We start from the raw sequence: 11,608 nt of genomic DNA, 5'->3' as shown, positions 1-11,608 counted from the left end.
ACCTGCGCCGTCGTCAGCTTCTGCACCGTCGCCGTGACCAGCGCGCCCAGCTGATCCGTGCTCAGCGCCTTCACCTGCGTCGCCGACAGGCTCGTCACCTGGCTCGTCGCCAGGGTCGACACCTGGTCCGTCGTCAGCGTCGACACCTGGCTGGTCGTCAGACCCGCCACCTGTGTCGCGCTCAAGGCATTCAGCTGCGTGCTCGTCAGCGTCGACACCTGCGCCGTGCTCAGCTGCGCCACCTGCGCCGAGCTGAACTCACGGATGTCCGACGTGCTCAGGCTGTTCAGCTGATCGCTGGTCAGCGCCTGCAGCTGGCTGCTGGACAGCCGGGCCACCTGCGTGCTCGACAGCGCCGACAGGTTGTCGCTGCTCAGCGTCGACACCTGCGCCGTCGTCAGCGCCGACACCTGCGCCGCCGTCAGCGCCCGGGTGTCCGCCGTGCTCAGCGCGTTCAGCTGATCCGAGTTCAGCGCCTGCACCTCGGCCGTCGTCAGGCTGGCCACCTGGGCGGTGGTCAGGGCACCGACGTTCGTGCTGCTCAGGTTCGCGACCTGCGCCGTCGTCAGCTGGCTGATCTGCGCCGACGTGAACTCCTGCACGTCCGCCGTGCTCAGGTTGTTCAGCTGATCGGTCGTCAGCGACCGCACCTGCGCGCTGGACAGGCCCGCCGTCTGGCTGCTGCTCAGCGCCGACAGGTTGTCGCTGCTCAGCGTCGACACCTGCGCCGTCGTCAGCTGACCGATCTGCGCCGCGCTGAACTCGCGGATGTCCGCCGTCGTCAGCGTGCTCAGCTGATCGGACGTCAGCGACTGCACCTGGCCGCTCGACAGGCCGGCGACCTGGCTGCTGCTCAAGGCCGACAGGTTGTCGCTACCCAGCGTCGACACCTGCGCCGTCGTCAGCTGGCCGATCTGCGCCGCCGTGAACTCACGGATGTCGGACGTCGACAGCGCGTTCAGCTGCGTGCTCGTCAGCGACCGCACCTGGCCGCTGGACAGCGCGTTCACCTGCGTGCTGCTCAGCGCCGACAGGTTGTCACTCGTCAGCCCCGACACCTGCGACGTCGTCAGCGCGTTCACCTGCGCCGTCGTCAGCTTCTGCACCGTCGCCGTGGCCAGCGCGCCCAGCTGATCCGTGCTCAGCGCCTTCACCTGCGTCGCCGACAGGCTCGTCACCTGGCTCGTCGCCAGGGTCGACACCTGGTCCGTCGTCAGCGTCGACACCTGGCTGGTCGTCAGACCCGCCACCTGCGTCGCGCTCAAGGCATTCAGCTGCGTGCTCGTCAGCGTCGACACCTGCGCCGTGCTCAGCTGCGCCACCTGCGCCGAGCTGAACTCACGGATGTCCGACGTGCTCAGGCTGTTCAGCTGATCGCTGGTCAGCGCCTGCAGCTGGCTGCTGGACAGCCGGGCCACCTGCGTGCTCGACAGCGCCGACAGGTTGTCGCTGCTCAGCGTCGACACCTGCGCCGTCGTCAGCGCCGACACCTGCGCCGCCGTCAGCGCCCGGGTGTCCGCCGTGCTCAGCGCGTTCAGCTGATCCGAGTTCAGCGCCTGCACCTCGGCCGTCGTCAGGCTGGCCACCTGGGCGGTGGTCAGGGCACCGACGTTCGTGCTGCTCAGGTTCGCGACCTGCGCCGTCGTCAGCTGGCTGATCTGCGCCGACGTGAACTCCTGCACGTCCGCCGTGCTCAGGTTGTTCAGCTGATCGGTCGTCAGCGACCGCACCTGCGCGCTGGACAGGCCCGCCGTCTGGCTGCTGCTCAGCGCCGACAGGTTGTCGCTGCTCAGCGTCGACACCTGTGCCGTCGTCAGCTGACCGATCTGCGCCGCGCTGAACTCGCGGATGTCCGCCGTCGTCAGCGTGCTCAGCTGATCGGACGTCAGCGACTGCACCTGGCCGCTCGACAGGCCGGCGACCTGGCTGCTGCTCAAGGCCGACAGGTTGTCGCTACCCAGCGTCGACACCTGCGCCGTCGTCAGCTGGCCGATCTGCGCCGCCGTGAACTCACGGATGTCGGACGTCGACAGCGCGTTCAGCTGCGTGCTCGTCAGCGACCGCACCTGGCCGCTGGACAGCGCGTTCACCTGCGTGCTGCTCAGCGCCGACAGGTTGTCACTCGTCAGCCCCGACACCTGCGACGTCGTCAGCGCGTTCACCTGCGCCGTCGTCAGCTTCTGCACCGTCGCCGTGGCCAGCGCGCCCAGCTGATCCGTGCTCAGCGCCTTCACCTGCGTCGCCGACAGGCTCGTCACCTGGCTCGTCGCCAGGGTCGACACCTGGTCCGTCGTCAGCGTCGACACCTGGCTGGTCGTCAGACCCGCCACCTGCGTCGCGCTCAAGGCATTCAGCTGCGTGCTCGTCAGCGTCGACACCTGCGCCGTGCTCAGCTGCGCCACCTGCGCCGAGCTGAACTCACGGATGTCCGACGTGCTCAGGCTGTTCAGCTGATCACTGGTCAGCGCCTGCAGCTGGCTGCTGGACAGCCGGGCCACCTGCGTGCTCGACAGCGCCGACAGGTTGTCGCTGCTCAGGGCCGCGACCTGGCTTGTCGTCAGCGCCGACACCTGGGCCGCCGTCAGCGCCCGGGCGTCCGCCGTGCTCAACGCGTTCAGCTGATCAGTCGTCAGCGATTGCACCTGAGACGTCGTCAGGCCGGCCACCTGGGCGGTGGTCAGCGCGCCAATATTGGTGCTGCTGAGGTTGGAGACCTGTGCCGTGGTCAGCTGGCTGACCTGGGTCGCACTGAACTCCTGGACATCCGCCGTGCTCAGGCTGTTCAGCTGATCGGTCGTCAGCGACTGCACCTGGCTGCTAGACAGCCTGGCCACCTGGGCGCTGTTCAATGCCGACAGGTTGTCGCTGCTCAGGCCGGAAATCTGCGCCGTGTTCAAGCCGCCAACCTGGGTGGCGCTGAATTCGGCGATGTCAGAGGTGGCGAGGGTGTTCAGCTGGCTGGCCGTCACGCCCTGCAATTGAATGATGGAAAGCGCCTGGACCTGCACGCCGCTGAGGGCCGACAGGTTGTCGCTGCTGATGCCGGAAAGTTGCGACGAGCTCAAGCCGGACAGCTGCGCGGTCGTGAGGGCGCGCACGTCGGCGGTGTTGAGGGCGTTCAGCTGATCGGTCGTCAGGTAACCGACCTGGGTCTTGCTGAATTCCTGGACGTCCGACGTGGTAAGGGCGGCGAGCTGGTCGGTGGTGATCGCCTGTAGCTGGCTGGACGAGAGCGCCTGGATCTGATTCGATTTCAGCGCTTCAAAATCGTCCGTCGTCAGCACAGAGATGTCGCTGTCGCTGAATGCCTGCAGCTGCTGGACGCTGAAGACCATCTGGCTGGCCTGGAAGGCCGCCACCTGGGTGGTCGTCAGAGCCTGAATCTGGGCGGTGGTTAGCGCAGCAACGTCTTGCGTGCTGAGGGCCTGGATGTTCGCCGTCGAAAGCGCGGCAATCTGAGACGGCCCCAGATAGGTAATAGGCGAAACCATTTACAACCTCCGATCGCACCTCATTTGAGGTGCCTCATGGACGGCGCTGCACAACACCCATTTTTTGGGCGCAACCACAAGCCATGTGGTTGATATGTAATAATAAAATCCCCGCACTGCGCTCCCTAATGGCGACGCTGGCAAGGCCCTGACGCATCCTGGTGACATCCCTTGTGGACTTTTGTCACCGGGGTTCCATCTATCACCAAAGCATAAACGCACTTCGGGCACATGGGTAACCTTGCGGCCACGATAATAAGATGCGGGGGCAACTTCAAGGCGTATTTTCGCCGGAAGGCTAATGAAGCCCCGGAATTTTCTTACCCGAAAGCGTTAACAGGATGTGACCGAAGGGGTGGTCTCACTAGTATGAGACAAACAGAATAGAGTCCCGGCGGTACATGGACCGGTTTTGTTCCTTAGCGTTCCTTTAAAAAGGCCGTGATCCAGACCACGACGACTCTGTATCGGCGGCCGGCAACATGGCAGCCCAGTCTCAATCCTGAAAAGAGGCACTGGCTCGCCAAGCTGGGGCAGACAATTGAATCGGACCCGTGGCACCCCCAGCAAAGCACTACGGCTGTAGCCAATCAACTCAGAGTAACCGCTTTGAAGAAAAAGCTCTGGAGATTGGCCAAGACCTCACAAGATCAATTCAATGCCAATACCTGCTTCCCCGCCCATCTGCCGGACAGCAGCGTACCGGTATAATTCCGCGCGCCGTTGGGGTTGGCTCAGGCGATGGCGATACGGCCGAGTCGTCTGGCCTCCCCCTTCGCGGGGACTAGCCTGGCCCTACCACCGTAATAGGACCAAGCGGGGGAACGGCCCAGGCCCGCGCCACCGAATCAGGACGATGCCAGCGATATCTCCCAATGACGACGTCATAAACATCCCCCTAAGCAGACTTTCCGAACTCCGCCCACACATGGGCGGGCTCGGAAATCTGCTGAACTTATAGAGTCTGCAGGTTTCTCCAGGCCGGGCCGTGTGTGGCCCGGCCTGGAGAAACCTGCTTAGCCCACCGAAGGCTAGGCCCGGGACAGGGCGCACCGCCCAGCTTGGCTTTGTCCGATTTGCGCGCCAGCCAATAGGCAACTCGGAAGCGCACCGTTCACACGCAAGTGAACAGCCGTTTAGCTTTCATAGCGCCCCATTCCATTCCAAGGAATGGGCGATTTCATTTGATGGGAAACACTGCCCACCGGTTCTGACGTCAGAACCGGTGGGGGGACGACGACCAGGGCCCGGGAAATCCAGGATCGGGGGATCAGTGAATGGCGGCGGCGACCTCTTCCGCCACCCATTCCACCCATTTATGGATGTTGCTGGCGGCGGCGGCGGCCCGCACTTCCGGCGCCCCCAACTCCCGCGCCCGCCTGTACAGACGGGTGCGCACGTCCAGCGGCTCGACAGCCAAACGGTCGATCAACGCCTGGTGGCCGGAACGGGCCGGCAAGGCCGTCGCCGGGGCGGCCACGGCGACGGGTGCCGCCTCCCCCGCCAGCTTGCGCACGAAGCCGGCGAAAGCCAGATCGGCATTGCGGATCTTGCCTGTTTGCCCGGATGCCCAGTCCGCCCAGCGGTCCAGCGCCATATCGATGTCGATGGCGGGATATTCCGCGCGCAGCTGTTCCAGCGCCGTATCGCTGACCCGTCGCTTCAGCCCCAAGACGGATACCGGACGGTCGCGGTCGGTCTTCCCATCCTCCAGATCCACCGTGTCCGCGTCACGGGCACCGGCGGCGAAACCGCCCTTTCCCACCGGCCCAACGGGGTCGATGGCGAACTCCGTGGCCCGCGCCGCGGAGGTCAGGGCGGCCCGTTCCTTCTTGCGGATGGTGAAACGCAGGGCCACCACCGGCCGGCCGCGCGACGGGGAGCGGATGGGCGTGTAGCTGCACTCGATGGCCGACAGCTCATTGACCTCACGCACCGCGCGCTCCAACACCTCGCGCTGCAGGATGCCGAAGTTCTTGTTGGCCGAGGTGTTCTTGACGCTGAGCAACTGGCGGAAGGTGTCGATATCCACCTCCCAATCCGGTTCGCGCAGGTTGACCCGCACGCTCAGCAATTCATAAAGGGCCAAGGCGTATTTGGAGCTGAAGCTGGTGCACACCGCCAGATGGATGCGCGCCCAGGCCGAAGGCTCGGCCAAGGCTGGGCGCAGTTCCGCCGGAAAGGACCACTCGGCATATCCCTTGCCCTTGGGCAAGGCGCGGAAACTGAGCAACGGGGCGCCGCCTTCCTTCAATTCCCCGTCGGCGCTGAGGTAGGGGAACTCCACCCGCACGGACATCAGGCGGTCGAAACAGCTTTTCAGACGGGCGTTGCTGTGCTCCGTCTCCTCGCCGATGGCGCGTTTCAGATCGGCGGTAGCGGCGCGGAAGGGCGGCAAGGTCGCCGTGGCGTCGGCCAGCTTGTCCCAGCTGTGCGCCAGGATGACGTTGAACAGCTTCTTGTCGGACAGAGTGAGCCCGCCACCGGTCTCGATGATCTCAATAGTGCCACGCGGCTTGGGCACGGTGGGATCCGTGTCCAGGCGAAAGGGATCCCCTGTCGCTTCCGGGCGCCTGGCCGGCGGTTTCGCTGCGATTCTGCTCATGCTGTGCAGTCGACCAGCGACACCACACAGAGTCAACAGCCCCCCGGCGGGTGGCGACAGAACACACAGAAAGGCGGGGGAGTCCCGGCGGAACTGACGACAAAGCGCATAGAGATGATACCGGCACGGCGCGGCACTGGCGGAAAAACGCACAAGAAAGCCCTTCGGCACCAAAGAATCGGCGCGCATCCCCACCGACTCAGCCTCGCTGACGGGGTGGCGAGAAAACACATGTAAAGGCCGGAAAATCCCTGGCGAGAAAACACATAGAGAGAGCCCATCGCCCATAAGAGATGGTTCTGTAAGTGTCTGTTTATAAAGAGATATTCTCGACGCCGCCAAGGACATGCCGGCATGGCGGGAAAACGCATGGAAACGACTCGAACCGCCTGGCGAGAAAACGCACAAAAAGGCGGATGGGTGCCCTCCGCCCCCACCCAGATATGCGGAGACCGCCCGGTGGCGGGAAAACGCATAGAAAACAGTCGGCTGGCGACAACCCACATAGAGAGGGCGGACAAAACGCATGCGGAGGGGCGACAAAGCGCATGCAGACTCGGGACAAAGCGCACGCGAACAGCCCATAACCCTATATTTTGAAAGCGTTTTTTTCGTACGAACAAGAACAAGGTGAATCTGGAAAGAGTCTGACAGGGTCCCTTTCCCGGTAAAGGAAAGAAAGAAGGAGGATCAACCATCAACCATCAACGTTGTCGTTGACACTTGATGGTCGCCCTGGCAGGTTCTGACGTCAGAACCGGGCCTTGAGAAGATGAGGATGGGGCGATGAACGGCGATCGGATGCGCGAGCTGCGCCAGATGCTGCGGCAAAGCCAGGGCGACCTGAAGGACATGCTGAACCAGCGACTCTCCCGGTCCTACGACAAGCCCAAGATCAGCCGGTGGGAAAATGGCAAGGAACCCATCCCGGATGACGTGGCGGCGGAGCTGGAACGCATCGCGTCGCACAAGCCGCGCAACGCCAAGGTCTTCGTCCTGGCCAACCAGAAGGGCGGCGTGGGCAAGACCACCAGCGCGCTGAACCTGGCCTACGCCCTGGGCCATGCCGGCAGCCGCGTCCTCCTCATCGACATGGATCCGCAGGCCACCGCCACCGTGGCGCTGCTGGCCGACGCGGCGGTGGAGGTCTATCGCCAGGGCAGGACGATGGCCCACGTCATCTTGCAGAATCGCGCCATGGCGGACGCCATCCTGAAGCCGGGTATGGTGGAAACGGCGGTGCCCCTGCCTTTCGACCTGGCGGCCAGCCATATCGAATTGTCCGAAACCGATGGCCGGCGGGAGCCGGGGTTTGATGCGGCGCTGCGTGAGGCGGTGGACACGGTGCGCGCCGGTTATGACTTCATCGTCATCGACGCCCCGCCCAACCTTGGCATGTTGACCTGGATGGCATTGGCCGCGGCGCAGGAGGTGCTGATCCCCGTGCGCACCGAGCCCTATGACACCATGGGGGTGGGTCTGATCCTGAACACCATCCACAAGGTGCAGCGCCGCCTGAACCCGGGCCTGCGGCTGGCGGGCATCCTGCCCACGCAGTTCGGCCGCCGCAAATCCGTGGATCGCGAGGTGCTGGCCCACTTGGTGACGGCGCTGGGCGAGAAGGTACCCGTGCTGGAGCCGGTTCCAGACAGCGCCGTCTTCGGCCATGCCGCCCGCAACGGCCGCATCGCGCTGGAGGCATCGCCGACCTCGTCCGCCACGGGCGTTTATCGTAAGCTGGCGGACTGCATCCTGTTCGGCCGGCCGCTGCCCCGGGCGGACATCGACCTGATTCCTGCCGAGAACGAGGCCTGAGCGTCATGACGGTGAAGAAACGACCCTCCCCCATCCTGGGCGCCGCCTCCACCATGATAGGCGAAGCGTCGGGCGAGCTGGTGATGTCCCGTGACAGCCGTTTCCATCACACCATCGAACTGCGGATGGATCACATCGCCCCCGATCCCGACCAGCCGCGCAAGGTGTTCTCGGAAGAGGAGCTGAGCGGCCTGGCGGCCAGCATGTCGGAGCAGGGCCAATTGCAGCCCATCCTGGTGCGGCGCGACCCGATCGACCGTGGCCACTGGATCGTGGTGGCGGGTGAGCGCCGCTGGCGCGCGGCCCAGCGCCTGGGCTGGGGTCTCATCCTGGCGATCGAGCACACCGGCGACCCGGAGGTGCTGGCGCTGATCGAGAATCTGCAGCGTGTCGACCTGACACCGGTGGAAGAGGCGCGGGGCCTGAAGCGTCTGATCGAGGGCAAGGGCTGGAGCCAGAACCAGGCGGCCGAAGCCCTGGGCAAGACCAAGGGGGAGATCAGCGCCACGCTGCGCATCCTCAGCCTGCCGGACGACATATTGGATGGGGTTCTGACGTCAGAACTGGGATTGTCGCGCAACGTGCTGGTGGAGCTGTCGCGGGTGGATGAGCCGGCGGTGCGGGAGCGGCTCATCCAGTCGGCGCGCAGCGGCACGCTGAGCGTGCGCACCATCCGCGCCGCCAAGGCCGAGGACCAGGCGCCCGAGGTGCTGGAGGGCAAGCCGTCGGCCGGAATCACGGCGCCGGGCGTGAACCTGGCCTCGGTGGAGCGCCTGGTCAGCAACCTGCGGGCGCTGCGCCCGGCGGCCCTGAAGGACAAGGACCGGGATCGGCTGCGCGCCCTGCGCGCGGCCATCGACGCGCTGCTGGGGTGAGGGGGAAGCTTTAATTATTGCGCCAGCGCAAAGACGCACGAGGAAACTGGGGCGTAGGGGAAGGGCGCCGGGTGGCGTGCCCGGAGCACCTTTTCCCATGACGGAGAGTTTCCAAATGCGTTCGCTTCCCCTGGCGTTGGTGGCCCTGCTGACCTTGGCCGGCCCGGCTTTCGGTGCCGAGCATGTCGTCAAGATGCTGAACAAGGGCGCCGACGGCATGTTCGTCTTTGAACCGGCCCTGGTGAAAATCGCTCCCGGAGACAAGGTCACCTTCCAGTCCGTCGACGCCGGCCACAATGTGGAGAGCATGCCCGGCATGGTGCCTGACGGCGCCCAGCCCTTCGCCGGCAAGCCAAACGAGACGGTCACGGTCACCTTCGACAAGCCGGGCGTCTATGGCTATCGCTGCAAGCCGCACTATGGCATGGGCATGGTTGGCGTGGTGGTGGTCGGCGCGCCCACCAACCTTGATGCCGCCAAAGCGGTGCCGCAGTCGGGCAAGGCCAAGGCCGCGTTCGAGAAGCTATTGGCCGCTGCGAAGTAAGACACTGAAACTGTGTGGAAAATGGCGGGGGAACAGTCTACCCCTGCTTCCCGCCGTTGGTCTCTACCGGAGACGGGGGCGCATCATCCGGCGCTTGTTGATTCTCGACCCCAAATAATCATATGATAATACTATGAAGGGGAGGCGCCGGGATCGCCATCGGTGATCGGCGGATGGCCTGCATGGCCGGAAGGAAAGAACGACATGACCAGGACGCGTGACCAAGCCACGGTTTCCGGAGCCAGTATCCGGGAAGAGAGGGCACCCCCCCAGGGCGTGGTCGATCGGCGCCGGTTCCTGGCGGCCACGGGTGGGGTTTCCCTGGCGGGGCTGGCCGGTGGTCGCGCGGCCCTGGCGGCCGGCCCGTCGGCGCCGGTGAACCTGGCGGTGATGGCGCGGCCCAGCTGGTCCAACCGTTCCAGCGGTACGCGCCTGGCGGCCATCAACACCAACGCGACGCCGGCGAATTCCAAGGAGAATACCGAAGGCGCTTTCGCGACGGAGCCGAATTCCGGCCCGGCCTGGATCGAATACGCCTGGGACGTGCCCGTCCGCACCGGCGCGGTGGAGGTCTACTGGTGGCTGGGGGGCTGGAAGGGGGCCCTGCCCACGGCCTGGCGCATCTCCGCCTGGGATGGTCGGCGCTTCGTGCCAGTGCGCAACCTTAAAGGGGCGGGCCAGGGGCCGGGCCTGGTGGCCGACGCTTTCAACCGTGCCAGTTTCGATCCCGTCACCACCACCCGCCTGCGCCTGGATGTCGAACCGGCGGGCCAGGCCTCCATCGGCGTGCTGCAATGGCGGGTGTGGAGCCATGGCGCCGTGCCGGTCTTCCCGCCGCTGGTCGCCGCCGGTCAGGATCGCGCCGTCGTCCTGGGTGGCCAGACCTATCTGGACGGCAAGGTCCGCACCCTGGATGGCGTGCCCGCCGCGGCCGCGCTGTGGCACAAGGTCAGCGGCCCGGGCCAGGTCAGCTTCGCCGACGCCACCCGCGTCGACACCACCGCCCGCTTCTCCACGCCCGGCGACTATGTGCTGCAGCTGGCGGCCCAATCCCAAGGCAAGACGGCCCTGTCCACCCTGGCGGTGCGGGCGGAGACGCCGCCGCCGGCGGAGCGGCTGGACGTGGTCTACACCACGCCCTACGCCATCGACAGCCCCCTGTGGTCCGCCCGCGCCAAGGCGCTGATCACCCAGTGGATTCCCCACTGCATCGAGTATTGCGAGCGCACCGACCTGAAGATCGGGCAGGGCGGCCTGGACAACTTCATCGAGGCGGCCAAGGCCCTGCGCGGGGAACCGCACGGCGTCCACAAGGGCTATGTCTTTTCCAACGCCTGGGTGCACCAGACGGTGGAGTCCATGTGCATCGCCCTGATGGTGGACGCACAGGGTGATCGGGAAATCCTCACGGCCCAGGACCTGATGCGCCGCAAGCTGGAGGAATGGATTCCCGTCATCCTGGCGGCGCAGGAACCGGATGGCTATCTGCAGACCGCCTACACCCTGGCCGATCGCGCCAAGTGGCCGGCGCGCTGGTCGCCGGCGCAGCGCGGCAACCATGAGGGCTACGTCGCCGGCTACTTTATCGAATCCGCCATCAACCACCACACCCTGACGGGCGGCAAGGATCTGCGCCTATACAACGCCGCCAAGAAGCTGGCCGATTGCTGGGTCGCCAACATCGGCCCCGGCAAGAAGGACTGGTTCGACGGGCACCAGGAGATGGAACAGGCCCTGGTCCGCTTCGGCCGCTTCGTCAACGACATGGAGGGCGGCGGCCACGGCGACGCCTATATCCGGCTGGCGCGCTTCCTGCTGGATGGCCGGCGCGGCGGCTCGGAATACGACCAGAGCCACCTGCCCCCGGGCCGGCAGTATGAGGCGGTGGGCCACGCCGTGCGCGCGGTCTACTTCTACTCCGGCATGGCCGACATCGCGGCGGAGACACGCGACATCGATTACCAGAGCGCCGTGCTGTCCTTGTGGGACAACATGGTGAACAAGAAGTACTACGTCACCGGCGGTGTCGGCAGCGGCGATACGGCGGAAGGCTTCGGCGAGAACTACGCCCTGCGCAACGACGCCTATTGCGAATCCTGCTCAGCTGCGGGCTGATCTTCTTCCAGTACAAGCTGAACATCGCCTATCACGACGCCAAGTACGCCGATCTCTATGAGGAGACGATGTACAACGCGCTGCTGGGTTCCACCGCGCTGGACGGCAAGACCTTCTGCTACACCAACCCCTTGCTGGACACCACGCGCACGGCATGGCACGT

General features: G+C 65.3%; 5 protein-coding genes and 1 pseudogene. 4 read left to right on the top strand and 2 right to left on the bottom strand.

All coding sequences use genetic code 11. From position 1 onward, the window contains the following. The coding region (locus I55_RS09410) for a hypothetical protein (RefSeq protein ID WP_044560273.1) at positions 1-3,491 on the bottom strand (3,491 nt) is incomplete at its 3' end. A gap of 1,270 nt (positions 3,492-4,761) precedes the next feature. Further along, the gene (locus I55_RS09405; protein WP_044560268.1) at positions 4,762-6,015 is read right to left on the bottom strand and encodes a replication initiation protein; all 1,254 of its coding nucleotides are present in this window, start codon (positions 6,013-6,015) and stop codon (positions 4,762-4,764) included. Between the two features lie 867 nt (positions 6,016-6,882). On the opposite strand from I55_RS09405, the gene I55_RS09400 reads away from it, so the two are divergent. The 4 genes and pseudogenes from I55_RS09400 to I55_RS39295 form a co-directional block, all read left to right on the top strand. After that, positions 6,883-7,911: an AAA family ATPase gene (locus tag I55_RS09400; RefSeq protein ID WP_199902534.1), complete on the top strand. Its 1,029-nt coding sequence runs from the start codon at positions 6,883-6,885 to the stop codon at positions 7,909-7,911. A 5-nt stretch (positions 7,912-7,916) separates the two neighbouring features. Continuing rightward, entirely contained in the window at positions 7,917-8,786 is an 870-nt protein-coding gene (locus tag I55_RS09395) for a ParB/RepB/Spo0J family partition protein (protein WP_049973982.1), read from the top strand. A gap of 115 nt (positions 8,787-8,901) precedes the next feature. Next, positions 8,902-9,330, top strand: a complete 429-nt coding sequence (locus tag I55_RS09390; RefSeq protein ID WP_044560267.1) for a pseudoazurin — start codon at positions 8,902-8,904, stop codon at positions 9,328-9,330. A 204-nt stretch (positions 9,331-9,534) separates the two neighbouring features. Further along, positions 9,535-11,585 (top strand): annotated as a pseudogene (locus I55_RS39295) (glycoside hydrolase family 127 protein); the annotation flags it as partial. Positions 11,586-11,608 lie beyond the last annotated feature (23 nt).

This window comes from Azospirillum sp. B4 (genome assembly GCF_000333275.1).
Taxonomy (GTDB): Bacteria; Pseudomonadota; Alphaproteobacteria; order Azospirillales; family Azospirillaceae; genus Nitrospirillum.
This window is presented reverse-complemented; position numbering and strand designations above follow the sequence as displayed.